27 protein-coding genes, 5 tRNA genes, 1 riboswitch and 1 other annotated feature are annotated in these 26,367 nt (G+C 39.5%); of the genes, 26 read left to right on the top strand and 6 right to left on the bottom strand.

Features of this window, described 5'->3' with window-relative positions:
• The first annotated feature begins 233 nt into the window (after positions 1-233).
• From K0R93_RS16885 to K0R93_RS16850, 8 genes are all read left to right on the top strand, one after another.
• Positions 234-1,427 (top strand): NAD(P)/FAD-dependent oxidoreductase, encoded by a 1,194-nt coding sequence (locus K0R93_RS16885; protein WP_300303760.1) that lies wholly within the window; start codon positions 234-236, stop codon positions 1,425-1,427.
• Positions 1,428-1,457: 30 nt separating this feature from the next.
• Positions 1,458-2,900 carry a sodium:solute symporter family protein gene (locus K0R93_RS16880; protein WP_300303756.1) on the top strand — a complete coding sequence of 481 codons (1,443 nt, stop codon included), beginning with the start codon at positions 1,458-1,460 and terminating at the stop codon, positions 2,898-2,900.
• An 80-nt stretch (positions 2,901-2,980) separates the two neighbouring features.
• Positions 2,981-3,736 carry an FCD domain-containing protein gene (locus tag K0R93_RS16875; RefSeq protein ID WP_300303753.1) on the top strand — a complete coding sequence of 252 codons (756 nt, stop codon included), beginning with the start codon at positions 2,981-2,983 and terminating at the stop codon, positions 3,734-3,736.
• Between the two features lies 1 nt (position 3,737).
• Entirely contained in the window at positions 3,738-4,013 is a 276-nt protein-coding gene (locus K0R93_RS16870) for a (2Fe-2S)-binding protein (protein WP_300303750.1), read from the top strand.
• A 63-nt stretch (positions 4,014-4,076) separates the two neighbouring features.
• Positions 4,077-4,952, top strand: coding sequence for a 4-hydroxy-tetrahydrodipicolinate synthase (gene dapA, locus K0R93_RS16865; RefSeq protein ID WP_300303747.1), 876 nt, complete (start codon positions 4,077-4,079; stop codon positions 4,950-4,952).
• Between the two features lie 27 nt (positions 4,953-4,979).
• Complete coding sequence (locus tag K0R93_RS16860; RefSeq protein WP_300303744.1) at positions 4,980-5,309, top strand: (2Fe-2S)-binding protein; 330 nt, start codon at positions 4,980-4,982, stop codon at positions 5,307-5,309.
• The gene (locus K0R93_RS16855) at positions 5,302-6,417 is read left to right on the top strand and encodes an NAD(P)/FAD-dependent oxidoreductase (RefSeq protein WP_300303741.1); all 1,116 of its coding nucleotides are present in this window, start codon (positions 5,302-5,304) and stop codon (positions 6,415-6,417) included. The genes K0R93_RS16860 and K0R93_RS16855 overlap by 8 nt, the downstream gene beginning before the upstream one ends.
• Entirely contained in the window at positions 6,399-6,914 is a 516-nt protein-coding gene (locus K0R93_RS16850; RefSeq protein WP_300303738.1) for a 4Fe-4S dicluster domain-containing protein, read from the top strand. The genes K0R93_RS16855 and K0R93_RS16850 overlap by 19 nt, the downstream gene beginning before the upstream one ends.
• A gap of 18 nt (positions 6,915-6,932) precedes the next feature.
• Here K0R93_RS16850 and dapD read toward each other — a convergent pair whose 3' ends face one another.
• The 5 genes from dapD to K0R93_RS16825 all read right to left on the bottom strand — a co-directional run bounded on the left by dapD (position 6,933) and on the right by K0R93_RS16825 (position 11,333).
• On the bottom strand, positions 6,933-7,670 hold the full coding sequence (gene dapD, locus K0R93_RS16845; protein ID WP_300303735.1) for a 2,3,4,5-tetrahydropyridine-2,6-dicarboxylate N-acetyltransferase: 738 nt from the start codon (positions 7,668-7,670) through the stop codon (positions 6,933-6,935).
• Positions 7,671-7,769: 99 nt separating this feature from the next.
• Positions 7,770-8,537 (bottom strand): 4-hydroxy-tetrahydrodipicolinate reductase, encoded by a 768-nt coding sequence (dapB, locus tag K0R93_RS16840; RefSeq protein ID WP_300303732.1) that lies wholly within the window; start codon positions 8,535-8,537, stop codon positions 7,770-7,772.
• An 11-nt stretch (positions 8,538-8,548) separates the two neighbouring features.
• Positions 8,549-9,430 (bottom strand): 4-hydroxy-tetrahydrodipicolinate synthase, encoded by an 882-nt coding sequence (gene dapA, locus K0R93_RS16835; RefSeq protein WP_300303729.1) that lies wholly within the window; start codon positions 9,428-9,430, stop codon positions 8,549-8,551.
• A gap of 99 nt (positions 9,431-9,529) precedes the next feature.
• Positions 9,530-10,525: an aspartate-semialdehyde dehydrogenase gene (locus tag K0R93_RS16830; RefSeq protein ID WP_300303726.1), complete on the bottom strand. Its 996-nt coding sequence runs from the start codon at positions 10,523-10,525 to the stop codon at positions 9,530-9,532.
• Between the two features lie 25 nt (positions 10,526-10,550).
• A complete protein-coding gene (locus K0R93_RS16825; protein WP_300303723.1) occupies positions 10,551-11,333 on the bottom strand; it encodes a DeoR/GlpR family DNA-binding transcription regulator in 783 nt (260 codons plus the stop codon).
• A gap of 298 nt (positions 11,334-11,631) precedes the next feature.
• Positions 11,632-11,822: riboswitch (Lysine riboswitch) on the bottom strand.
• 165 nt (positions 11,823-11,987) lie between these two features.
• On the opposite strand from K0R93_RS16825, the gene K0R93_RS16820 reads away from it, so the two are divergent.
• The 18 genes from K0R93_RS16820 (at position 11,988) to thrS (ending at position 24,397) form a co-directional block, all read left to right on the top strand.
• Complete coding sequence (locus tag K0R93_RS16820; protein ID WP_300303720.1) at positions 11,988-13,157, top strand: M20 metallopeptidase family protein; 1,170 nt, start codon at positions 11,988-11,990, stop codon at positions 13,155-13,157.
• 32 nt (positions 13,158-13,189) lie between these two features.
• Positions 13,190-14,161 (top strand): type II CAAX endopeptidase family protein, encoded by a 972-nt coding sequence (locus tag K0R93_RS16815; protein ID WP_300303717.1) that lies wholly within the window; start codon positions 13,190-13,192, stop codon positions 14,159-14,161.
• A 22-nt stretch (positions 14,162-14,183) separates the two neighbouring features.
• Positions 14,184-14,720, top strand: coding sequence for a mismatch-specific DNA-glycosylase (locus K0R93_RS16810; RefSeq protein ID WP_300303714.1), 537 nt, complete (start codon positions 14,184-14,186; stop codon positions 14,718-14,720).
• 60 nt (positions 14,721-14,780) lie between these two features.
• On the top strand, positions 14,781-14,993 hold the full coding sequence (locus tag K0R93_RS16805) for a small, acid-soluble spore protein, alpha/beta type (protein WP_300303712.1): 213 nt from the start codon (positions 14,781-14,783) through the stop codon (positions 14,991-14,993).
• A gap of 312 nt (positions 14,994-15,305) precedes the next feature.
• Complete coding sequence (locus K0R93_RS16800) at positions 15,306-15,998, top strand: SOS response-associated peptidase (protein ID WP_300303709.1); 693 nt, start codon at positions 15,306-15,308, stop codon at positions 15,996-15,998.
• A gap of 25 nt (positions 15,999-16,023) precedes the next feature.
• The gene (locus tag K0R93_RS16795) at positions 16,024-16,785 is read left to right on the top strand and encodes an SIR2 family NAD-dependent protein deacylase (RefSeq protein ID WP_300303707.1); all 762 of its coding nucleotides are present in this window, start codon (positions 16,024-16,026) and stop codon (positions 16,783-16,785) included.
• The gene (locus K0R93_RS16790; RefSeq protein WP_300303705.1) at positions 16,772-17,512 is read left to right on the top strand and encodes a class I SAM-dependent DNA methyltransferase; all 741 of its coding nucleotides are present in this window, start codon (positions 16,772-16,774) and stop codon (positions 17,510-17,512) included. Before K0R93_RS16795 ends, K0R93_RS16790 begins: the two co-directional genes overlap by 14 nt.
• Positions 17,513-17,628: 116 nt before the next feature.
• On the top strand, positions 17,629-17,829 hold the full coding sequence (locus K0R93_RS16785) for a cold-shock protein (protein ID WP_300303703.1): 201 nt from the start codon (positions 17,629-17,631) through the stop codon (positions 17,827-17,829).
• Positions 17,830-17,989: 160 nt separating this feature from the next.
• Positions 17,990-18,874: an Hsp33 family molecular chaperone HslO gene (gene hslO, locus K0R93_RS16780; protein WP_300303700.1), complete on the top strand. Its 885-nt coding sequence runs from the start codon at positions 17,990-17,992 to the stop codon at positions 18,872-18,874.
• 156 nt (positions 18,875-19,030) lie between these two features.
• Positions 19,031-19,106: transfer RNA gene (locus K0R93_RS16775), tRNA-Val, on the top strand.
• Positions 19,107-19,110: 4 nt separating this feature from the next.
• Positions 19,111-19,187 (top strand) — tRNA-Asp (locus tag K0R93_RS16770).
• 4 nt (positions 19,188-19,191) lie between these two features.
• Positions 19,192-19,267: transfer RNA gene (locus tag K0R93_RS16765), tRNA-Phe, on the top strand.
• A gap of 236 nt (positions 19,268-19,503) precedes the next feature.
• A tRNA-Gly gene (locus K0R93_RS16760) sits at positions 19,504-19,578 on the top strand.
• Positions 19,579-19,585: 7 nt separating this feature from the next.
• A tRNA-Cys gene (locus tag K0R93_RS16755) sits at positions 19,586-19,660 on the top strand.
• A 98-nt stretch (positions 19,661-19,758) separates the two neighbouring features.
• Complete coding sequence (locus tag K0R93_RS16750; RefSeq protein WP_300303697.1) at positions 19,759-20,394, top strand: DUF6873 family GME fold protein; 636 nt, start codon at positions 19,759-19,761, stop codon at positions 20,392-20,394.
• A gap of 55 nt (positions 20,395-20,449) precedes the next feature.
• Complete coding sequence (ytxC, locus tag K0R93_RS16745; RefSeq protein ID WP_300303694.1) at positions 20,450-21,361, top strand: putative sporulation protein YtxC; 912 nt, start codon at positions 20,450-20,452, stop codon at positions 21,359-21,361.
• A gap of 52 nt (positions 21,362-21,413) precedes the next feature.
• Complete coding sequence (locus tag K0R93_RS16740; protein ID WP_300303691.1) at positions 21,414-22,091, top strand: DUF445 domain-containing protein; 678 nt, start codon at positions 21,414-21,416, stop codon at positions 22,089-22,091.
• 94 nt (positions 22,092-22,185) lie between these two features.
• Positions 22,186-22,402: a binding site (T-box leader), on the top strand.
• A gap of 81 nt (positions 22,403-22,483) precedes the next feature.
• Positions 22,484-24,397, top strand: coding sequence for a threonine--tRNA ligase (thrS, locus tag K0R93_RS16735; protein WP_300303688.1), 1,914 nt, complete (start codon positions 22,484-22,486; stop codon positions 24,395-24,397).
• 44 nt (positions 24,398-24,441) lie between these two features.
• Here the strand turns inward: thrS and ftsH are convergent, their stop codons facing one another.
• Positions 24,442-25,854, bottom strand: coding sequence for an ATP-dependent zinc metalloprotease FtsH (gene ftsH, locus K0R93_RS16730; RefSeq protein WP_300303684.1), 1,413 nt, complete (start codon positions 25,852-25,854; stop codon positions 24,442-24,444).
• Between the last annotated feature and the right edge of the window lie 513 nt (positions 25,855-26,367).

Genomic DNA, 26,367 nt, shown 5'->3' with positions numbered 1-26,367 from the left:
TTTAGTATTCTGAAAGTATATTTAATTTCATAAAAATGAATATAGAATAATGTAAATGTTATGTTGAAACAGTTAAGGATGATTATTTACAAAACAAAAAGAATATTCATAAATTTATTTCATAATATTCTAAAAAAAATGAAGAAAACAAAACCCGTCTGTCATCAAAATGCACTACTCATCATATGATGAGTAGTAAGAGGACGGTTCAATGAAAGGGGGATTTATTTTTTATGGGAAGGAGTTATGATGTTGTAGTGATTGGAGGAGGAATCATTGGATTGTCCATCGCCTATCAACTGGTAAAACGTCAGAAAAAAGTGATTGTCATAGAAAAAAATGAAATTGGCAGCGGTGCATCTGGAGCCTGTGATGATATGATCCTCCTCCAATCAAAGAAGCCTGGTATCTCCTTAGAAATGGCCATGGAAAGCTTAGATATGTATAAGACCTTGTCTGATGAGTTAGGCATAGATATTGAATATGAAAACCATGGGGGGATGATCTTGATCGAGAATCAACGTCATCTGAACGTGATGGAGGAATATATTGAGCAGCAAAGGAAATATGGTTTGACTGTAGAAATCATCGACAAAAAAGCAGTGTATAGAAAGCAGCCCCATGTTCGGCAAGGCGTTTTGGCATCTACTTATAGCCCCACAGATGCCCAAGTAAATCCACTGCGGGTAATGCGCGGTTATTTATCAAGGGGAACTGCCCTAGGCCTTGAAGTTCGAAAGGGTGTTCATATTTCTGAAATAAATCAAAAAAGCAGTGGATGGATGGTTTCATTTAAAGATGGTACATATATTGAATCGGAATATATTGTGAATGCAGCGGGTGCTTGGGCAGCGGAAATTGGAAGAATGGTAGATATACAGATTCCTATACGCCCCAAAAAGGGTCAGGTGGTCATTACAGAGCAAATACCAAAGCTGGGAGATACCAATGTATGGAGTGCAGAGTATATTGTTGCAAAACTAAAGCCAGAATTGGCAAATGAGAAAAATGAAGTATTTAAGCATCTGGGTGTTGGATTTGCCCTTTCCCAGGCCTCCTGTGGGAACTATATCATTGGCAGTACCAGAGAAGAGGCAGGCTTTGATAAAAAAACAAATCCTGAGGCATTACAATTGATTGTGAAGCAAGCGGTACAGTTTTTCCCTATACTGTCAAAAGTCCATTTCATTCGTTCTTTTGCAGGCTTTAGACCTGCTACAGAGGATGGGAAGGCGATTCTAGGAGGCGTAGAAAATCGGGATGGATTTTTCATCGCTGCAGGTCATGAAGGGGATGGGATCGCTCTAGCACCAATCACTGGAAAACTGATGGCTGACTGCATTGAAGGTAAGCAGATTAATTATAATATGGAAGAATTAAAGCTTGAGAGATTTAGGCAGGAGGAGGTGGAATGTGCATTTGCCTAGTGCTCAAATTAAAATAAAGGGGGATTGAATATGAGTTTAGGATCATTGTTGTGGGTACTCACCATATTACTATGCGGCGCTTTTTTAGTGATTTCATGGAAGGTAAAGGACACAGCAGGCGAAAGCTTTTCTAACTATGCCATTGGCGGCAAAAGCTTTCCTATGTATCTGATTTTCTTTACCCAGTTTGCCACCATCATGGGCGTTGGTAACTTTGTTGGTCATGCGGGAAAAGGGTATTCTGTAGGACTTCCGTGGATGGCATTTATCTTAGGTGAGCAGGGCTCTAAAATTATTTTCGCTCTTTTCTTTGCGGGGTTGGCGGGTAGATTTACCTATAATACTTTCCCAGAAATGATCGATGACCTAGTTGCTAGAGATAAGGTAACTAGAGCGCTAGGCGGAATTTTGGCTTCTATGATCATGATTGCATGGGTAGGCGGCCAAGGAAAAGCCTTTGGTAATATCTTCAATATCGTAACAGGGGCAGACCCAATTCCAATTATCATGTTCTTCTCAGCCGTATTTATACTTTATACAACATTGGGTGGTATTTATTCAGTTGTTTGGACAGATTTATTGCAAGGGATTCTCGTGATATTTTTCGGTGTTGCATTTTACATTTATGCATTTTCACCAGTGAATTGGAGTATGGCTGAACTAAGCATGCGCCTTTCAGAAATAGGAAAGGCCGAATTGTGGACCATGGGAGGCGGCAGTACCCTTGAATTGGTTACAAAGTTTGTAACAGGATGTGTGGGAATATTGGCAGCCCAGATATACTGGCAAAGATGTTTTTCTGCTAAGGACAGCAAAACCGCTAGAAATGGATTATTATACAGTGGTATTATTGCAATTATAATGGTAATGCTAACAGCTTTGGTAGGAATGGTCATTCTAACATTGAATCAAGGATTAAAACCTGATGACGCCATGCCTTGGTTTATGCTGAATTACGTACCAACAGGGATCTCCGCAATGATTTTTGTATTGATCTTAGCAGCGGGTATGTCTTCTGCAGACTCTAACTTGAACTCTGCTTCGATTTTGATTGTAAACGATTTAATTAGACCTTTTAATAAGGAAGCTACTGATGTACTGCTTGTCAAGTATGCCAAGTGGTTAACAGTAGTGATTGGTATTTTTGCGGCATTGGCAGCCATCTACGCATCCTCTATTTTGGATCTATTCTCTAAGGCTTATGCTATGGCAGGCGGCGGCTTAGTGCCACTGCTTCTCGTAGGGCTATTGTGGAAAGAAAGATCCAATGAAGATTTCGAGATGGGCAAGAAAAACAGCAAGGTAACACCATGGGGTGCAAGGGTAGGTATTGTTGCAGGTTCTGTTTTAACCCAGGTAACTGCATTAGGACCAAATAGAGTATTAACTGCCTTAGTAATTTCTGCTGTTTTGATCGTGGTGGTATCCAACTTTACCAGAAATAATAAGATAGAACAAAGAGAGACGGTATAATTTGCCTAATATAGGGTATTGAGAAATGACGATTTAAATCGTCATTTCTCAATATATAACATTTTTACTGGAGGAAGAATATGAAGCAGATCTTAGACGATAAGGAACTAATTGTATTGGAATGTATCGCATCCTCAGAGGAGCCCATTGGTTCATGGTTTCTTGTTGAGTTGTTAGAGGAAAGAGATGTGAATACCAGTTCCGCAACCATAGGAAGAATTCTAAATAGGCTAGAACGGCTAGGGTATGTAGAAAAAGAGAGTGTTAAGGGCAGAGTCATTACGCCAACTGGTATAGATGCTATTCGCAATGCGAAGACCATTGAAAAAATTAACTTTCATAAGAATGAACTAGATAAGATGATCAACACAAAGGTGCTTGAAGATTTCATTATGGTCCTTCAAGCGAGGAAAGCCATTGAACGGGAGACCGCAAGACTGGCAGCCCAGCATAGCACGGATCGTGAGATAGATGAGATGATATCAGTTTTGAAGCGTCAAGAAGATCATTTTACCAATCATAGCAGCATCGCCCAAGATGATATAGACTTTCATAAGGCCATTGCCAAGGCTTCTAAAAACACAGTGTTAGAGTCTCTTTACACCATTATTTCCACAATGGGGCAGCAGTCAAAGCTGTTTGAATATGTAAGGGCTCAAGTGAAATCACCTTATTCAAAGTCCCATCGTGATATTCTTAATGCCATCAAAAACCATGACGCCGAGGAGGCTGAGCGGTGCATGATTGAACATACGGAAAACCTCATCCAGGATGTAACCAAGTATTGGGATGAATACAATATCAAGAGTCACACCAACCCAGATGGAGGGAAATGAAATGAATGATGAAATCCTTTGCAGATGTGAAGAAATTACGGAAGGACAAATTAGAGAGGCTATACGGCAAGGTGCAACAACTGTCAATGAAATCAAACGTTGGACCCGATCCGGCATGGGTTTATGTCAAGGGCGAACTTGTAGAAGACTCATGGAACGGATTCTATCGGAGGAAATGGGAATACCATTGAAGGAGATTACGCCTGCTACCTTTCGACAGCCTGTACGCCCCATAAGGATGGGCATATTCTCTGAGATCGAAGATAGGGATGAATAAGAGAATAGATAATCCTAGTCATTATTGAATATAGAGATAACAAGTATAAAGGGGGAAATAGTCATGAAAAGTTGGGGCAGATTGATCACTGCCATGGTTACTCCTTTTAATGAAAATTTGGAGGTGAATTACGAACTGGGGATAGAGCTAGCGAATCGCTTGGTCAACGAGGGAACAACCGCTTTGGTGATTTGCGGTACAACGGGTGAGGGTTCTACCCTTTCGGCGGAGGAAAGAGAAAATCTTTTTAGTAACATAAAGGAGAATGTACGGGTGCCAGTGATCGCAGGGGTTGGAACGAATTCAACGGCGGCGACCATAGAAAATGCGAAGCGTGCCGTGGCATGTGGTGTGGATGGTCTCCTGGTGGTGGCACCATACTATAACAAACCGGATCAGGATTCTTTATATGAACATTTCAAAGCTGTAGCCGGAGCGGTAGAAACGCCAATCATGCTATATAATGTGCCCGGTAGAACGGGATGCAATATTGCGCCTGAAACCATCGAAAGGCTTGCTAAAATAGAGAATATTGTTGCCCTGAAAGAAGCCAGTGGAAATATTGTTCAGTTATCAGAGGCGGTAAAACGAACACCGTCAGATTTTTTAGTATACACAGGAGATGATGGGTTAACCCTTCCCAGCCTTTCTGTGGGTGCCTATGGGGTTGTAAGTGTGGCTGCCCACGTAGTTGGTACTAAGATGATGGAAATGATGAATAATTTTTTAAGGGGAAATACGGAGAAAGCTACAGAAATCCACTTGCAGCTGCTGGATATCTTTAATGGATTATTTGTGGTATCCAACCCTATCCCAGTAAAAGCTGCCTTGAACATGATGGGGGTACGGGTAGGTGAGCTTCGATTGCCCCTGACAGCAGCGAAACCAGCGGTAAAGGCAGAAATCCAAAGACATATGAGGAAATTAGACCTTGTTTAAGGCGGCAGAAAGGAAGGATGAAAGAAGATGACAAGGATCTGTGAACATCCTATCTTAGGGGATTTGACAGGCGTGGACCAGGTAACCATTATCGTAGATGGAAAGCCTTATCCAGCCCATGAAGGCGAAATGATCGCAGCAGCGCTGCTGGCGAATGATATTAAGACCTTTAGGTATACAGCCCATCAGCATAGACCACGGGGTATCTATTGCGGTATTGGTCGATGTACGGATTGTATCATGACGGTGGATGGTATCCCGAATATACGCACATGTATCACCCCAGTGCGAGATGGCATGGTGATAGAAACCCAATATGGTGTTGGGGAGTGGAAGAGGGGGGATCACCATGAATAGTTTTCCTATCGTGGTCATTGGGGCTGGGCCTGCAGGGCTGTCAGCGGCTATTGAAGCAGCTAAGGCAGGGGCAAAGGTTTTGGTGATAGATGAAAATCTAAAGCCAGGAGGCCAGCTCTTTAAACAAATTCATAAGTTTTTTGGTTCAAGGGTTCATAAAGCAGGAGTAAGAGGGATGGACATAGGCAGACAGCTGCTGGAAGAAACCAAAAACTTAGGGATTGAGGTGTGGTTAGATACGGAGGTCTGCGGTATTGATCAAACTAAAAACATATGGGCAATTCGCAATAAGGACACTTCGGTAAACATTCGGGCAGAAAAAGTAATTGTGGCATCTGGAGCTACAGAAAACGCAGTGAGATTTCCGGGCTGGACCTTGCCAGGAGTCATGGGCGCTGGTGCTGCGCAAACCATGATCAATACAAATCATGTTTTGCCTGGGAAAAAAATTCTTATGGTTGGTTCCGGCAATGTAGGGGTAATCGTTTCCTATCAATTATTGCAGGCGGGGGCAGAGGTTGTAGGAATTATTGAGGCTGCACCGCAGCTTGGGGGCTATGGTGTACATACAGCCAAAGTAAGGCGGGCAGGTGTACCTTTCTATACGGCCCATACGATAAAAAGAGCTATGGGAGACCACTGTGTTGCAGGTGCAGAAATCGTTGGATTAGATGCTGGGTGGAATCCTATTCCAGGGACGGAGAAAGTCCTAAAGATAGATACCATATGCTTGGCAACGGGATTAACACCATTGACGGAATTGGCATGGATTGCGGGATGTGAATTTACCTACATACCGGAACTAGGCGGTCATGTACCTATCCATGATCTGCACATGGAATCAACTGTGAAAGGTATTTATATCGCTGGCGATATATCGGGTGTAGAGGAGGCTAGTACAGCCATGGAGGAAGGTCGGTTGGCAGGGATCAGTGCTGCCGCTGATTTAGGCTGTTATACAGCTGAAGAGAAGAGAAAGCGTACGTTAGAGATATGGGATCATTTAAATGCTTTAAGATGCGGGCAATTTGGGCAAAAAAGAAGAGATGCGAAGGATAGAATTCTTGCTGTTGGGAAGGAGATGATCTCATGGGCAGTCCATGTCTAAAAACCGTAGGAGCACCTTCCTTAGAGGAATTAAGAAATTCTCCTGCCTTTCCAAAATCAGAAGATTTTATGAGGGGGCCTATCGCTGTAATTGAGTGCATTGAGGAAATACCCTGTAACCCCTGCGAAACATCCTGCAGAAAGGGTGCGATTGTTATTGGTGATCCCATCACCAATCTTCCAAGGATCGATTTTGAGAAGTGCATCGGTTGTGGTATCTGTGTGGCTGCTTGTCCAGGCTTAGCTATCTATATAAAGGATTATACCTATTCTGATGAGGAGGCACGGATTTCCTTTCCCTACGAATACTTGCCATTGCCCCAAAAAGGTGATGTTGTACAGCTAATCGGAAGAACAGGAGAGATGGTATGTTCAGGTACGGTCATTGGTATGCAGAATAGCAGGCAAAACGACCGTACCACCATTGTAACCGTTGCTTATCCAAAGAATTTCTTTGATGAGGTAATCAGTATGAAAAGAATAAAAAATAAAAGCTAGAAAACTAGCTTTTATTTTTTATCCCCTTAAATCATCAAGGAGCTTTGTTTTTTCTTCTGTTTTTTCATCTTTGGCTTTGATGATTTTCGCTGGTGAACCTGCTACTACTGAATCTGGAGGAACATCCTTGGTGACGATGGCACCAGCAGCGACTACTGCATTTTTTCCTATACGAACCCCTTCTAATATGACAGCATTGGCACCAATCATTACATGGTCCTCAATAATAACAGGTGTAGCGCTTGGCGGTTCTAAAACGCCTGCCACAACAGCGCCGGCACCCACGTGAACATTTTTTCCTACCATGGAACGGGCACCTAATACAGCATTCATATCAATCATGGTGTTTTCACCGATTTCAGAGCCTATATTGATGACTGCGCCCATCATAATGACGGCGTTGTCTCCAATTTTTACGCGATCTCTGATAACTGCACCTGGTTCTATGCGAGCATTGATATGCTTAAGGTCTAACATTGGGATTGCCGAATTTCTACGATCGTTTTCTATCACATAATCTTTGATTAAATCTTTATGAGCTGCTAAGAAATCAGCAATTTCTCCATGTTCACCAAAGAGAATCCAAAAATTATCGCTGCCAAACTTCTTTATTCCTTCTTGGGTTACAGCCTGCAAATTTCCTTGAGCATATACTTTAACAGGTGTAGATTTTTTCGCTTGCTTAATAAATTTAGCAATTTCGTATGGGTTTGTTAAGTCAAATTGTTCTTGTGCAGTATCTTTTTCTATTGTCATTGGTAAAATCATTCCTTTCATACTTTTTCAGTCGGAAGAACTGTGGCATATCCCTGTTTTCATATATGGGATTTATCGTATTAAATCAAATAGTTTATTTTATATTGGCTGTTCTTGAATGATACTATTCATATTATAGAAGCCAGGCTTTTGCTGGGTGATAAACTTAGCAGCCCTTATAGCACCCAATGCAAAGATATCCTTGGACAATGCTGTGTGGGTAATTTCGATGATTTCATCGGGTCCTGCAAAAATAACCGTGTGTTCACCTACAATGGTACCACCACGAACAGCATGGATACCGATATGGGTATCTTTTCTTACGTCCGTCTTACCATGTCTTCCATAGATAAACTCTTTGTTGTTTTCAAAGGCATCATTGATGGCATTTACCAGCATGAAGGCGGTACCACTGGGAGAGTCAACCTTCTTATTATGATGTTTTTCAATTACTTCGATATCGAAAGAGGTACCCAATGTTTTACCAGCTCTGGCTACTAGATCTGTCACCAAATTGATTCCCACGGACATATTTGCAGAATGGAAAATGGGAACGACTTTTGCGCTGTCTACAAGCTTTGAAAAATCATCACCACTTAATCCAGTGGTTGCGGTAACCAATGGCGTCTTCGAGCTCACACAGTAATCAATAAGTGCAGGAAGGGCGCTGTGATGGGAAAAATCTACGATCACATCACCTTTTTCTTTACAGGCACTTGCCTGACCATACACAGGGAAGGTGTTTACATATTTGTCAGGGTTATGATCAATACCAGCTACAATTTCTATTTCTGGGTCTTCCTTCAGGAGCTTTGCGAGAACTCTACCCATTTTTCCATTGCATCCATGAAGTATTACTTTCAACAAAGGAATCCCTCCTATTTTAATAAACCATATTCTGTCATTCTAGCGGTTAATATACTTAAATTTCCTTCTGTCATTTCTGTCAACGGTAATCTCAACTCTCCCATTTCAAAGCCCATGAGATTCATGGCAGTCTTTACAGGTATGGGGTTTACCTCAATAAATAAGGCATCGATCAAAGCCTTCATTTGAAGCTGAAGGGCACAAGCACCTTTCACGTCACCATCAAGGAACTTTTGAACCATGTTATGGGTATCTTTAGGCGCTACATTAGCCACAACAGAAATAACACCATGGCCACCCAATGACATAAGGGGTACAATCATGTCATCATTTCCAGAGTATATATGGAAGTCTGATGGAACAAGTCTGGCGATTTCGGCTACTTGCGCAATATTACCGCTGGCCTCTTTAATTGCCTGGATATTCGGATGCTTTGCCAATTCGGCTACTGTTGCAGGGAGAATATTTACACCAGTACGACCGGGTACATTGTACAGAATAATAGGAATGTTGACAGCATCGGCGATGGCTGTAAAATGAGCGATAAGACCCTTTGTCGTTGCTTTGTTGTAATAAGGCGTAATCAGTAAAAGACCATCAGCGCCAACTGACTCAGCGTATTTACTCATTTCCAAAGCATGTGCTGTATTGTTGCTGCCCGTACCTGCGATCACAGGGATACGCCCATTGATTTTTTCTATCGTAAATTTAATGGTTTCTTTTTGTTCGCCCTCAGTCATGGTAGAGGCCTCACCTGTAGTGCCACATACGATGATTGCATCGGTCCCTTGTTCTATATGCCAATTTAAGATTTCTTCTAGTTTGCTATAGTTTACTTTACCTTCCTTAAAGGGTGTAACGATTGCTACACCAGAACCCGTAAATAGACTCATTCACAACATCCTCTCTTTTAATATTTTCACTGACTTGCCAGAGCCAGCGAGAGAAATAATCATCAATCACTATATTCAGACTGTACGAGCAGGGTAGAATTATAAAGATTGGGCTACAAGTTCAGCTACTTGAATAGCATTGGTGGCAGCGCCTTTTCGAATGTTATCCGCTACAACCCACATGTTTAAACCATTTTCAGTACTTTCATCCCTGCGTATTCTTCCTACATATACGTCATCTGTTCCAGCTGCACTTCGGGCTAGGGGATATACATTCGCTGATGGATCATCTTGAAGTACAATACCAGGACTGTTTTTTAGCAGTTCACGAACGTCATTCACTTCAAAAGGCTTTTCTAGTTCCAAATTTATAGATTCGCTGTGACTATTGAAAACAGGAACTCTCACTGTTGTTGCAGTGATCTTTAAGTTATAGTCTCCAAGGATTTTTTTCGTTTCTTCGATCATCTTCATCTCTTCTTTTGTATAACCATTCTCTAAAAATACATCGATGTGGGGCAGGCAGTTATGGGCAATCGGATGAGGATATGCCAATAAAAGATCATTTCCGCTTAGACCTTCTTCAAGATCTTGGACACCCTTTACACCAGTACCAGAGACTGATTGATAAGTAGAATAAATAATTCTTTTGATACCATATTTGTCATGGAGTGGTTTAAGAGCTACAACAGCCTGGATTGTAGAGCAGTTTGGATTTGCGATAATACCTTTGTTCCATGCGATGTCCTGGGGGTTTACTTCAGGAACTACAAGGGGAACATTTTGATCCATCCTCCATGCACTGCTGTTATCTACAACAATGACACCTTTAGATGCTGCGATAGGTGCAAATTTTTTGCTGATATCTCCGCCAGCAGAGAATAATGCGATATCAATATCTCCATCGAAGCTTGCTTCTGTAAGCTCTTGGACCGTATATTCAATGCCTTTGCAAGTTACCTTTTCACCGGCAGATTTTGCAGATGCAAACACATAAAGTTGGTCGAAAGGAAAATCTCTCTCTTCTAGAACCTTTAGGAATGTTCTTCCTACCATACCAGTTGCTCCAACCACAGCCAAATTAACTTTTTTCATTTATAATAGCCCCTTTCAATATTTATCATTTAATCGAGTTGTTTAACATCTTTGCTAGTTCAATTTTTACACCGTATTTTCCAATACGATGCAGTTCATCCTTGTTGGCATTTTCATCAGTAATCAGCATATCTATTTTTTGTAAATCACACACCTTCGCGAACGTAATTCGACCGATCTTTCGATAGTCTGCTATGACAATATTTTTTTGTGTACACTCCATCAGTGTTTTTAGGAAGTCTGCGCTTTCAATGGTAGAGGTACTGATGCCAAAATCATCTTTAATGCCAGCGCAGGGTATGAATGCTTTGTCAAAAAAGTAATTTCTAAGATCATTCACTGCTCTGGAGCCTAAGATATTTCCTTTATAATTTTTAATACGGCCACCGATGACGATGGTTTCTATGGAGTCTATATGTGAAAGCTCTTTTGCTATATCTAGAGAGTTTGTGACAACCGTGATGTTTTTGTCCCGCATCATGGGGATCATGAACAATGCGATTGTGCTTCCCATGAGCATGATGGTGTCTCCGTTTTCGATGAAGCCCGTTGCTTTTGCCGCAATGGCTTTTTTCTCTGCCAGGGCCTCATTTTTTCCCTGTTCAATGGAAGGAATCCATTTGGTTTTCTCAATTCGGGTTGCGCCCCCATGGGTCTTTTTTAAAAGACCTTTTTCTTCTAGGTCTGTGAGGTCTCTGCGAATGGTATAGATAGATACATCAAAGGCATCCGTTAACTGCTGGAGGTTCACAATACCTTCTCTTTCAATCATTTCTAATATCTTTTTTCGCCGGGCTTCTGTAATCAAATCCTACGCCTCCATATCTCAATGTGTGATCATGTCTTGCTAATATTATTATAATATAGTTATTAAATTATGGTTACAATTATATTAACATGGGGTGGATAAATTTGCAAATATTTTTAAAGCAAGAATGTAGTAAATATTTTGCACGGGTTCATATATTATATTCTGAGGTGTAGTTTACTGGTGCATAAAGGTAAGTATGAGATGAATCATATAAAAATGGATACAAAAAAACGGCGTAGGAGTAAAAGGTACTCTTAGCCGTTTTAAAACGTCAATAGAATACAACTTTCACCCTGTGTGTAGTAGCGCTTCGTCGATAAACTGGGTGATTTATCGATGACAGTCCTATGCTTTTTCAGCACAGTCCCAGCAAATATCCAAAGGGTTGAATATTCACTTCGGCGAAGACACCTTTCCTCTTGGTATTAACGGTTCCCTAAACCTAGCCAAAAGTAATCATTGTCCTTCGCAACCTCTAAGACACATCAAATTCGTTGAATGTTTAATATATATTCAATTTAGTGTATCTTAACACGCATATAACGATAAGTCAACCCATAACAAAAAATAAAGTTTTGCTTTTCATGAAAAAGTAAAAAGGATACAATGAATTTATGTAGGTTGACAGATAATAGATATGAGGTGATTGATATGATTCAAATACAAGAAGCTGTAGCAGCAATAAAAGACGAAATAATCGCGTTAAGAAGAGGACTCCATCAGATACCCGAAAATGGGTTTGAAGAGTATAAAACCAGTGCATTTATCATTGAAAAGCTGAAAGAATATGGTGTTGAAGTCCATAAAAATATAGCAGGAACGGGTGTAGTGGGATATTTAAGAGGTAACTTAGGGGATCAAACCATTGCATTCCGTGCAGACATGGATGCTTTATCTGTAGAGGAAAAAACAAACTTGTCCTATGCATCTACCCACAGAGGAATGATGCATGCCTGCGGCCATGATGCCCACATGGCCATTCTATTGGGATTAGCAAGATTTCTCTCAATGAATAAAGCTATATTAAGATGGAATATAGTATTTTTGTTTCAGCCGGCAGAGGAAGGTCCTGGCGGTGCTGAACCTATGATTCAAGAGGGGATTATGGAGAAATTTAAGATTGATTGTATCATGGGACTCCATGTTTTCCCTGAAGTATCTGAGGGAAAAATAGCATGCAGACCTGGTCCAATGATGGCGCAAACGGGAGAGTTTGATATCACCATCACAGCGAAAAGCGGACATGGTGCCATTCCCCATAAGGCAGTGGACGGTCTAGTCATCGCATCAAATCTAATTATGAACTATCAATCTATAGTGAGCCGTAATATTGACCCTATTGAAGGGGCTGTAATGACTATTGGAAAGATGTGGGGAGGAGAACGGAGAAATGTTATCGCGGGCCGAGTTATTTTGGAAGGAACCATGCGGGCATTCTCTGAGGATACGTATAGAACAATCCAGAAAAGAATGAAAGAGATTGCAGAAGGCGTTGCGTTGTCCTATCAATGCAACATTGACATTGTATTTCGGGATATGTATCCAGCAGTAGTAAATAATGAAGAGATGTTCCATGATTTACAAAATGCTGTGGGGCAAGAAAACCTTGAGTTCATTACCCCCCAAATGATTGCAGAAGATTTTTCATATTTTCAGAAAGCTGTTCCAGGCTTATTTTTCTTTTTAGGAACGAGAAATGAGCAGGAGGGATATGTTCATCCTCTGCACAATAGCTGCTTTGTATTTAATGAAGATGTATTGTTGACGGGTATTCAAGTGTATCTAGACTATATGAGGCTGAAAAATATCATTGAAGAATAGAATATAGCAGAACGTATAAAGGAGGGAATGGATTGGAGAGAAAAAAAGGGATACAGGTGCTTGGTATAAATATTCTTTATCTAGTGGTTGCACTGATGCTGCTTACTGTTGGGGCCTTTGTTCAATATAGGGATGTGAGGATTGGATTGATTATTACGGAATATGTGCTTGTGTTACTTCCTGTTATTGTATTTTTGAAAATAAAGGGAGAGAGCATAAAGGATGTGCTGAGGTTGAATCCTTTGCGGGCCAAGCACGGGGCTCTCATTATGCTGATTACCCTTTTCAGCTATCCAGTGGCACTATTCTTTAATCTGATCGCTATGACTATTATGAGCAATTTCGGAAAGCTGGAACAGCTGCCAGTGCCAGTGGCAGATAATTTTAAGGATTACATCATTTTGATGTTGATTATATCAGTATCAGCTGGAATTTGTGAGGAGGTTTTTTTTAGAGGACTCATGATGCGAGGCTATGAAAGGCTAGGAAAAGCCAATGCCATTGTATTATCATCGGTACTATTCGGTGTATTTCATTTTAACCTGCAAAATCTCTTAGGACCCATTGTATTGGGATTGATCTTTGGGTATCTTGTCTATCAAACAGACTCACTTTATGCAGGGATCATTGGTCACATGACCAATAATGGGTTTGCTGTAACCTTGGGTTACGGGTTGATGCAGCTTCAAAAGATTTTAGGAAATGCGGTTGATGCCAGTGCTCAAGCCATGCCCAATACGATGCAATTGATGATGGCGACCTTTGTGGTAGGTTTTTTTGCTGTTCTTGGGGGCACAGCAGCCTTCCTGCTGCTGCGGATCATTATTAAGGATACCAAAAAAGAAGAACAAAGAGGTAGATCGGAAGAAATCCTAGGGGATGAAGGCCTTGAGGAACCGTCGTCTCTAGCAGGAAATGTGTCTGTTACATCTTTCATTCCCGTGTATATAACACTAATCATTTTTGTGTTTTTGGGCTATTTACAAATTCAGCGGTTGGCATAATTGAAAGGATTGAGAAAGTTATATGGATCATTTAATGAATGAAAGCAATAAACCCTTACCAGACATCATCAAAGAGGGTCTGGATGTGCTGTTTATCGGATATAATCCAGGTCTGAAGTCCGCTCAAGAGGGGCATCATTATGCTGGAAAGAGTAATCGGTTTTGGAAACTATTATATGAAGCAGGGTTAACGCCCTGTAAACTCAATCCCCATGAGGATCGTGAGCTTCTAAAATACGGATATGGGTCCACAAACATCATTGATCGAGAATCAAAGAGCGCTGCTGAATTGACCGACGAAGAATATGAGGCAGGACGTGAAAAGCTAAAGGAATTATTGAAGAGATACCGCCCTAAGATTGCTTGTTATGTAGGCATAGGTGTATATCACAAGTTTGCAAAGAAGAAAAATGTTAAACCAGGTTTGCAAGCTGATTCAGTGGTGGATGGTGTGTTAGATTATGTATGTTCCTCCAGCAGCGGTTTGAACAGGATTCCCGTGGATGAGCAGGTGAATTGCTTTAAAGGTGTGTTGAAACTATTAGAAAATATAAAATAAAACATCATGTATAAAAGCTACCCCTATTACCCATAATACAAAAGAGGGGAGGGGTAGAAATTGTCAAAGAAAAATAGCCTAAAAAACAAAAAGAAGAAAATCGTAACCATAGAGGACCAATGGAAATATGAAATTGCAGCTGAATTAGGATTAGCAGATAAGGTTGAACAGTTTGGCTGGGGAGGCTTGACTGCCAAGGAGACAGGCCGAATCGGCGGATTGATTACCGTAAGGAAAAAACAATTCAATCAGAAAAATACCATGGAGGGATAGGGATTACTATTCCTCTTTTTGTTTTATTGAATTAATATGGCGTGATTGTAGATAGATGCGACGCAAGATCGAGATCCAATTTGTAGGGGTCGCATAGTATGCGACCCGAGACCCGAAGTGACTGCCCTACCCCTTAGGCGGGTTGCATACTATGCAACCCCTACGGATTTTTACCTTAATCCTGTATTATGTCACATCCTTTATCCATGGCGAATGCTGAAGAATGAAACATTATTCACTTTCTGCTTAATAGAATTCTCTATTATACAAAAATGGGATATAATATTTGTAATGAATCTTAGGAGGTTCCCTATGTGCGGAAGGTACTATTTAATAGAAAGTCTTCAAACTTTAGAAGAACGATATCATCTAACCCATACAGATATAAGCTATACACCCAGATATAACATTGCACCTACCCAATACGCCCCAGTAATTATAAATGATGTAACCAAACAATTGAAGCTTTTTAAATGGGGACTCATTCCTTCTTGGGCAAAGGATATAAGCCTAGGAACGAAAATGATCAATGCCAGAGCTGAAACGTTGCTGGAAAAGAATAGCTTTCGTGATGCTTTTCAAAAAAGAAGATGTATTGTTCCAGCCAGTGGATTTTATGAATGGGAAAAAACAGGAAATACGAAACAACCCTTTCGTTTTGGTTTAACAAGTCACAAAATATTTTCCATGGCTGGATTATGGGATACATGGATAAACCCACAAGGCGAAAAGATTTATTCTTTTACTGTCATTACCACAGAACCCAATGAATATTTACGTCCATATCATCATAGGATGGCTGTGATCTTACATGAAGGGGATGAAGATCGGTGGTTGGATGGGTATATGAAAGATTTGGATGAATTAAAAGATATGTTACAGCCTTATCCAAGCCGATATTTTGAAAAGCAAAGGGTCACAGATGCAGTAAACTCAGTAAAAAATGATTATCCTGAACTAATACAACCTGTATCTGCAGAAGAGCAGATCAGATGGGATATATAATATTTGATGAAGTGGGGGAAGGGTCATGGATAAAATTGAAAGAGCCGTTGCACTCATAAAAAGCAGTAGAAAAACAATTGTTTTGACAGGTGCGGGTATTTCAACCGAGAGTGGAATTCCAGATTTCAGAAGTCCTGGTACCGGCCTATGGGAAAAAATAGATCCTATGGAGGTATTATCGACGAAGGCACTATATCAAAATCCTGAACATTTTTATCAAGTAGGGTTTCAAATGTTAACTTCAATGGATGATGCAGAACCCAACAAAGCCCATGAAATATTGGCTAAATTGGAAAAAGAAGGCTATATAAATCTTCTCGTAACCCAGAATATTGATAATTTACATCAAAAGGCAGGTTCAATGGATGTGTTGGAGGTTCATGGACATACAAGAAGCTGTTATTGTTTAAACTGTGGTATGGAAGTGTCTATGGTAGATATGAACAGAATTCTGGAAAAAGGGGAAATACCACCCAAATGTCCTGACTGTGAAGGAACATTGCGACCGAGTGTGGTACTGTTCGGAGATTCGCTGCCGCCTTGCTTTGATAGGGCATGGAGTGAGGTGGAGAATGGAGAGTTGTTAATTGTCATTGGTTCGAGTTTGGAAGTAGGCCCTGTGAATTATCTTGCGAATATATGCAAGCAGTTAATGATCATAAACCTTGGAAGAACAACCTATGATCAGCAAGCAGATTTATTGATCCAAGGTTCAGCAAGTCAAATTCTTGAACAAATTTATGAAAAACTACACGGAAATAAGGGGAATCTAAATGAATGCTTATAGCAGTTTTGCCTATGTATATGATGTTCTTATGGCGGAGGTTAATTATGAAAGCTGGATAGGGTATATTGAGGATATATTTAATAGATATGGAATAGAACCAAAGAACATTGCTGAGTTAGCCTGTGGGACAGGCAATATAACAAATCGATTAGCGAAGCTGGGATATAACCTCATTGGCACTGACTTGTCGGAAGATATGTTGATGGTTGCTCAAGAGAAGGCATATGATCTGGGTGTGTCAGTGATTTATCTACATCAAGATATGAAGGAAATGATGCTGCCGAGTGAGTTAGACTGTATACTATGCGTTTGTGATGGCATAAATTATATACTGAAAGAGGCTGACTTGAAACAGATATTTCATTCTGCTTATGAACATCTAAAGGTTGGGGGATTATTAATATTTGATATTAGTTCCCAGTATAAATTAGCACACATACTTGGCAAGAATACCTTCGCAGAGAATCATAAAGATGTATCCTATATTTGGGAGAACTATTATGATGCGTCAAGGGCCATATGTGATTTTGACTTGACATTATTTGTTCAGGAAGAAGGGTTATATAGAAAATATACGGAAAGTCACAGTCAACGAGCCTATAGTGCGGAAGAAATAATGAACATCCTGGGCATGATCCCCTTTAAATCCACCGAGGTTTTTGATGCTTTTACTTTCCAAAAACCTACAACCGATAGTGAGAGGCTTTATTTTGTTTGTCAAAGATGATAAAAAATCGTTGAAAAAGGAAAACCTTTTATCATTTGACAGAAATTATTGCCTATGGTAAACTTTAGAAAGTAGGTAGAATACTACGTTAGATTTAGGTTGGGAGGATTGTTTTCATGGAAAAGGGTACTGTAAAATGGTTCAACTCAGAAAAAGGATACGGATTCATCTCTAGAGAAAATGGAGACGATGTATTCGTACACTTCTCCGCCATCAATATGGACGGCTACAGGACGCTAGAAGAAGGTCAAGCTGTTCAATTTGAAGTAGTGCAAGGAGAAAAAGGACCTCAAGCTACAAACGTTTCAAGAGCATAATCAAAATTGTTTCTAGACGAGTAGCGAATAAGCCCTGATATCAGTCAGGGCTTTTATAATGATGTAGGTAAGTTCACGTAACCCATTGGTTTGTAAAATTTGGTTTATGATAAAGAATATTGTTTATAATATATAGGAGATGCAACAAGGAGGGAATGTTATGAAAAATTATGTTGTAAGGGCTGTGGCAGCGAACCAGAGTATTAGAGCCTTTGCTGCCATTACTACTGATATGGTTGAGCAAGCTAGACAGATTCATGATGCCACACCTGTGGCTGCTGCAGCTTTGGGAAGAACATTGACTGCTGGCGCTATGATGGGTGTCATGTTAAAGGGTGACAAAGATAAAATATCTATTCAAATCAAAGGGGAAGGGCCTTTAAAGCAACTCCTTGTGGCTGCTGATTCTAAGGGGAATGTGAAGGGATATGTGGCAAACCCCCATGTGGAGCTTCCACTACGGGAAGATGGGAAATTAGATGTTGGAAGTGCTGTTGGTAAAGAGGGAAAAATCGTAGTGATCAAGGATCTTGGTTTAAAAGAGCCGTACATTGGACAGTTAGAATTAACATCAGGAGAAATTGCAGAGGATATAACAGCCTACTTTGCTGTTTCTGAGCAGCAACCATCGGCAGTAGCATTGGGTGTCTTAATAGATCGTGATCGTACCGTAAAAGCAAGCGGTGGATTTATTATTCAACCTTTGCCAGGCATACGAGATGAGATTATTACCATTATAGAGGATAGATTAAGTTATATGCCTCCAATCACTGAAATCATAGATGGTAATAAGAGTGCTGAAGAAGTTTTGGAAATGATTTTAGAAGATTTGGATGTGGAGATTCTTGAAAAAAAGGAAATCCATTTAAACTGCGATTGTTCGGTAGATAGACTAGAAAAGGCATTGATGAGTATTGGGGCCAAGGATCTGAGAGAACTTATCGATGAGGATGGACAAGCAGAGTTAACCTGCCATTTCTGTAATACAAAATATCATTTCGATAAAGCCCATCTAGAAAGATTATATACTGAAGCAACAAGATAGATGTTCGATAAGAAAATATTAAGCGAATCGGAATTGAAGAGAGAAATGGTTAAAAATACGTAAATGAAGTGGGAAAAGGTGAGAAAAAATGGTGAAATTAACATTGACTAAATGGCCAAAATAGTGTAATATATATTTTGTCAGTTTTGTTAGTGAGGGCGCATAGCTCAGCTGGGAGAGCACCTGCCTTACAAGCAGGGGGTCATAGGTTCGATCCCTATTGCGCCCACCATTTTGGCCCGGTAGTTCAGTTGGTTAGAATGCCAGCCTGTCACGCTGGAGGTCGAGGGTTCGAGCCCCTTCCGGGTCGCCATATTGCCCAGATAGCTCAGTCGGTAGAGCAGAGGACTGAAAATCCTCGTGTCGCTGGTTCGATTCCGGCTCTGGGCACCAAAAACAAGGTTAAGGCTAAGGATGAGATTAAAATATCCTTAGAAATATTTAAGGGTTAAAACCTAAAAGGAATGACCCTGAATACTCAACCTAAACCTTAAAACTCAACCTTAATATATGCGGAAGTGGCTCAGGGGTATAAGCAGAGAACCGAAATCTCCGATTTCGTGTGAATCGCTTAGTCATGAGTAAGTCTACTAATTGCAAAGGTAAAAAACCATAGTAACAGTTAACATGCGGAAGTGGCTCAGGGGTAGAGCATCGCCTTGCCAAGGCGAGGGTCGCGAGTTCGAATCTCGTCTTCCGCTCCATAATTTTGGCGGCATAGCCAAGTGGTAAGGCAGAGGTCTGCAAAACCTTTATTCTCCAGTTCAAATCTGGATGCCGCCTCCAAAAGCATATAATCCTAGATTTCTAGGATTTTTTATTTTTTTGTGTAGATTGATAAATGATAAACTACAAATACTAATACGAATCAGGTGGTGAAGTCTATGAAAGACCGTACATATCTAGAAACACCCTTTCTTCCGAAGAGACCAGTGATGGCTATGATATTAGATGGAAGGACTCCTACAATCATTTCGAATAGTTTAGAAAAAATGGGTATACATGTAGTGAAGACAACTTGCTGCAAGGAATTGTACCCAGCGATTTCATATCATCCCGATATTCTATTACATCCAATAAACGAAGAGGAAATTATCATTGCGCCCAATGTTTATGAAAAACTGGGAACAGCCATGATTGAATTGGGTCTTCGTGCAATTAAAGGGAGCACAAATTTAAAGAGTAACTATCCCTATAATGTTGCATATAATGTAGCAAGGATTTCAAACTTTGCAATCCATTGCTTCAAGTACACAGACCCGATTTTGCTAAAGCTTTTAAAGGAACAAGATGTTCAATTTATTGATGTAAAACAGGGATATTCAAAATGTTCAATCTGCATTGTAAATGAGAGAGCAATCATTACAGCTGACCATGGTATTGCCAAGGCAGTGGAGAAACATGGAATTGAGGCATTGTTGATTTCGCCAGGCTACATATCGTTACCAGGTCTTTCATATGGATTCATAGGAGGTGCTTCTAATGGCATCTTAAGAAATAAATGTAATCGTTCATTTTGAATATCACTTCTTATTACACATATACTACTAATAGCGTAGAAAGGAGTGAAAAGGAATGTATCTGCTTTCTGTTTTATTTTCCGAGACATCCCAGTATATTTATGATCGAATAGATAAGGAAGTTCATTATTTTGAAAAAGAAGGTATTGTCATAGAGAAGTACACTGAAAAACAGGGTAAAAATGAGTGTATTAGCTTTGAGGTGCAGACATCTAGTCTGAAAAATTATACGAAAAAAGATTTTGGAAACATATTCAAACATTATCTGGCCAATGCTTTTTCAGACATTATCATACAATTTGAAGAAACGAAACTGGCCAGAAAAATTCTTCAAGAACAATACTATTATTTTAGCCCTGTAGAAAGAGAAAGTATTCTAGGGCATTTGGAAAACGTACTTAAAAATGAAGAGTATAAGTATCATGAGGGGGTTACTTATCGAATCAGCCGAAAAGCAAAAATATTACAGCAAATCATGGATTATCTGAAGGAAAATGATTTTATACATTTGGATGGATTTATACGTTTTAGATTAAAAAACTATATTTTAGAATTGGAAGATAGTGTTGATAAGGCTGTGGAAGATTTCCTTATGGAGAAAGAATACAATGAGTTTATACGACTCTTAAGATATTTTGTGGATATTCAAGAAGCTAAAATAGATACGGTTAATGTACTTATTCATGAGGATGGCAAATATCATTTGTTCGATAAGTTGAGAAGAAGTGTCAACAATGATTATATAGAGGATTTGGCAGCAGAAATGCTGGATAATGACATTGGATATGATGATTTACTTATTAGCTCTCTGATTACCATCGCCCCTAAAAAGATCAATATTCATTTTACAGGAAAGATTCATAACAAGGAAATTATTAAAACGATAAAGAATGTGTTTTCTGATCGAGTGAATGTGTGTACAGGATGTGATTTTTGTTCATTGATACAGCACGTGAAACAAGAGTAGAGAGCGCTCTACTCTTTTAATATATGAATAGCTTTATGGTTGAATGGAAACAATGGCTGTGATATACTTGGTTTCGATTGAGAAAAATGTTGATTATACAAAAGACAATAAACTTGGGGTGAATATATTGTTCTGGATAAAATTATTGATATTGGCTTTGATTGGTGCTGCCATTGGATGGTTTACAAACGTGTTGGCAATTAAGCTGATTTTTCGGCCGCTACAGCCAATTCAAATACCTGTATTAAATATAACGCTGCAGGGGTTAATTCCAAAGCGGAAATCAGAATTGGCAAAAAGCATTGGGGAAATTGTGGAATCCGAGTTAATCTCCATTGAGGAAATCATAGATAAGTTTATCGAAAATGAGAATAAAAGTGAAATCATCTTTAGTATCAAGAGGAAGATCAAAAGGATCATTGAACAAAAGCTGCCTGGAATTATTCCTAGTGCCATTAAGCTGATACTTATGGATTATATTGATGATGTGATTGATAAAGAGGCAGAAATTGCCATAACTGAACTGACGGAGAAAATGGTACATAAGGCAACTAGCAACGTAAACATCGCGCAAATCATCGAAGATAAGATCAATAATTTTGAGATAGATAAGTTAGAGCATATCATATTGGCCATTGCCCAAAAAGAATTAAAGCATATAGAGGTGCTCGGTGGTGTTATTGGTTTTTTGATAGGGATTTTGCAAGGATTAATCGTTTTGTTCATATGATGAAGGATTGTGGTATAATAAGGTAGAAACGTGGATAAAATGATTGACAAGTACAGAAAATACACATATAATAGTAAAAAATCATAGTATATTCATAAAAGCAATGAAGAGACAAAGTACTATAAATCCAATCACCAGAGAGAGGATGCCATGGCTGGAAGCATCCTTAGATATGGCTATAGGAAAAACTAGCTCTGAGCTATACCTGAGTAATGGTAGATGAAAGGGTGTTCGTGTTGGCAGCGTTAATGCCTAAGAGTGGATCTGATTCAATTAGGGTGGAACCGCGGGAATAACCTCTCGTCCCTTAGCTATGGCTTTGGGGTGGGAGGATTTTTATATTTTTGATCAAGTTTTTTGAAATGTGGATAACGTTGAAGGAGGTATACCAAATGGAAAAAATTAAAATTACATTAAAAGATGGCTCGGTAAAAGAGTTTCCAAGGGGAACAACAGTCATGGAAATCGCAGAAAGCATCAGTTCACGACTTGCGAAAGAGGCTGTGGGCGGCGAAGTAAACAATAAGGTTGTCGGTTTAAAGTATCAAGTGAATGAAGATGCTGATTTGAGTATCTTAAAATTCGAGGATGAAGACGGTCAAGATGTTTTTAGACATACTAGTGCCCACATTTTGGCCCAGGCTGTACTAAGACTATTTCCAAATACAAAATTAGCCATAGGACCAGCCATCGAAAATGGATATTACTATGATTTTGATTCCGAGCATCGATTTACCCAAGAAGATTTAGAGAAGATCGAAAAAGAAATGGAAAGAATCGCTCAAGAAAATTTAGATGTTGAAAGATTTGAACTCCCAAGGAATGAAGCCATAAAATATATGGAAGAGAAAGGTGAAGCCTACAAAGTAGAGCTTATTGAGAATTTACCTGAAGATGCAGTCATCTCTTTTTACAAGCAGGGAGAGTTTGTAGATTTGTGCGCAGGACCTCACTTAGCTACAACAAAACCAGTAAAGGCATTCAAACTGTTAAGTGTAGCAGGTGCATACTGGCGTGGGGATGAAAAGAACAAGATGCTTCAAAGAATTTATGGAACATCCTTCCCGAAGCAGAAACAGTTAGAGGAATACATCCATAGGATGGAAGAGGCAAAAAAGAGAGATCATAGAAAACTAGGAAAAGAGTTAGATTTATTCAGCATTCAAGAAGAAGGACCAGGATTCCCATTCTTCCATCCAAAGGGCATGGTTATTCGTAATCTACTTGAAGATTTTTGGAGAAAGGCCCATGTGAAAAGAGGATATGAGGAAGTTAAGACACCTATTATTCTAAATGAGCAATTATGGCATACATCAGGTCACTGGGATCATTATAAGAATAATATGTACTTTACTGAAATAGATGAAACAGATTTTGCTGTAAAACCCATGAACTGCCCAGGTGCAATGCTTGTATATGGCAGAAAAATGTTTAGCTACCGTGATTTCCCAATCAGAATGTGCGAACTTGGATTGGTGCATAGACATGAACTTTCAGGTGCTCTCCATGGTCTCATGAGAGTACGATGCTTTACTCAGGATGATGCCCATATTTTTATGCTTCCTGATCAGATTAAAGACGAAATCAAAGGTGTAATCGATTTTGTAGATTATGTCTATAGCATCTTTGGCTTTAAATATCATATTGAACTTTCTACAAGACCAGAGAATTCTATGGGTACTGATGAAGAATGGGCGTTAGCGATCAATGGTTTGAAAGAAGCATTGGAAGAAAAGGGTCTTAAATATAAAATTAATGAGGGAGACGGGGCATTCTATGGACCGAAGATAGACTTCCACTTGGAGGATTGTATCGGTAGAACATGGCAGTGTGGTACAATTCAGCTAGACTTCCAAATGCCTCAGCGATTTGATCTCACTTATGTAGGTAGAGATGGAGAGAAGCACATTCCAGTTATGCTTCATAGAGTAATCTTTGGAAGTATTGAAAGATTTATTGGTATATTGATAGAGCATTTTGCTGGAAGGTTCCCAGTTTGGTTAGCACCGGTACAAGTGAAGGTTTTACCAATTGCCGATAAGTTTATGGGTTATGCAGAAAAAGTCACAGAAATGCTACAGGATTTAGATATTCGTGTGGAGCTAGATGATCGTAATGAAAAGATCGGTTATAAAATCCGTGAAGCTCAATTGGAAAAAGTACCGTATATGATTATCGTTGGAGAAAAGGAGATGGAGTCAAATACAATCTCCGTTCGATCAAGGGATAAGGGTGAGTTGGGCAGCCAAGAGATACAGCCTTTTATTGTGGGTATTCAAGAAGAAATTCAATCAAAGACTTTATAGTTATGTATATAAAAAAGAGTCGTTTTGTTTTCAAAACGACTCTTTTATGTTAGGGTAGTGCATGCCAGCTTTTTTTGAGCTTCTTCGAAAATAACATCAAATTCTTCACCAGTCAGTGTTTCTCGGTCAAAAAGCGTTTTAGACACTTCTTCTAAAATATCTAGATTTGTTTTTATATGGTCTAAAGATTCGTTATAGCATCCATCAATAATGGTTTTTATCTCTTGGTCAATCATGGGATAACAGTTTTTTGCAAGATTTGGATCGAAAATTCTATTGCCTAAGGTACTCATGCCATATTCACATACCATTTGATATGCGATATTATTGGCTTTTTTTAAATCATCTCTGGCACCGGTAGAGACTTCACCAAAAATTATTTCTTCAGCGGCTCGTCCACCTAATAATACTTTAATTTTGTTCTGTAATTCTCTTTGCGTAATAAGGTAACGGTCTTCTTCTGGAGAATACATAACATATCCAAGCGCTTCGCCCCTTGGGATAATAGAAACCTTGGAAATTAAATCCGTATTCAAAAGCTTACCTAATAAAGCATGACCTGCCTCATGATAGGAGACGATCTTTTTCTCCTTTTCCATAACCACTGCATTTTTGCGTTGAAGGCCTGCCATAACCTTTTCGATGGCTTGGTTAAACTCTTCGGTGCCTATGTGTTTTTTATTGTTCCTCACTGCCAAAATAGCCGCCTCATTGGCGATATTTGAAAGATGGGCACCAGACATACCGTGGGTTCTTTTGGCAAGGCTTTTGATATCTACCTTTGCATCTATGGGTTTGTTTTTAATATGAACCTTTAGAATCTCTTCTCTTGCTCGAATATCTGGGTTACCAATAAACATGTGGCGATCAAATCTACCCGGCCGAAGCAGGGCTTCATCTAACAGATCCAAGCGATTTGTGGCACCAACCACAATAACCGTTTGGTTGGAATGAAAGCCATCCATCTCGATTAGAAGCTGGTTAAGGGTCTGATCCTTTTCATTATTGCTTTCAGAGCTTCGCTTCGCGCCAATGGCATCAATTTCATCAATAAAGATGACACTGGGTGCATCTTTTTTTGCTTTTTCAAAGAGCGTTCGAACTCGCTTTGCGCCAACGCCTACGTATTTTTCCACGAACTCAGCACCACTGGCTGGGAAAAAGGCAGAATTGGTTTCACCTGCAATGGCTTGGGCTAGTAAAGTTTTTCCAGTCCCTGGAGGCCCATAGAAAAGAATACCTTTAGGAATCTTGGCACCCATTTTGTAGTATTTTTCTGGATGGTTAATAAAGTCGATAACTTCAGCAAGTTCTTCTTTTACTTCCTCCAGACCAGCTACATCTTTGAAATGTGTAGAAGGTCTATCGGAGCTTTCTCCTTTTTTATCATCTTTGTCTTTTCTTTCGCTCTTGATATGGACTGGTTCTAGTTCAGGTGAGCTGTCTCCCCATTTCATATAGAGTGCAAACAGACTCCCGGCTGTCAGCAGCAGGAATATGCGATTGGCATTGCTGATATTTACTAATGGTGGATTCCCAGCGAAGGAGGCCAATAGTAAAAAACAAGATAGAACAAGCCCCGAAACGAGTAAAATGGAAATAACTTTATGTTTTGAAATGTTTCATCACCTTCTTTCCCTTAAGTAGTTATAATTAGTTTACCCAATGTCATGGAAAAAATATAAATAAAATAAGGTTTTTAAAAATCCCACATAGAAAAAGAAAAGTGATGGAAAGATTGAAAATGCTTATCCGAAAATTATAAAGATACAAAAAGTAATAAATATAGCAAAAATTTAAAAATATTCAAAAAAATAAAAGGATTTTTATGACCAATATCGAATATAATGTTTTATGGTAAATTAAGCCAAGGTGAGTAACCAAATTCTTTTTCATGATAACTTTATTCATGATTAGGACGAGTCACGCATAGAAATGAATCATAGCAGGGTTTTAGAGAGGGGGTTTTC

It is taken from the genome of Anaerosolibacter sp., assembly GCF_029240175.1.
Taxonomy (GTDB): domain Bacteria; phylum Bacillota; class Clostridia; order Peptostreptococcales; family Thermotaleaceae; genus Anaerosolibacter.
This window is presented reverse-complemented; position numbering and strand designations above follow the sequence as displayed.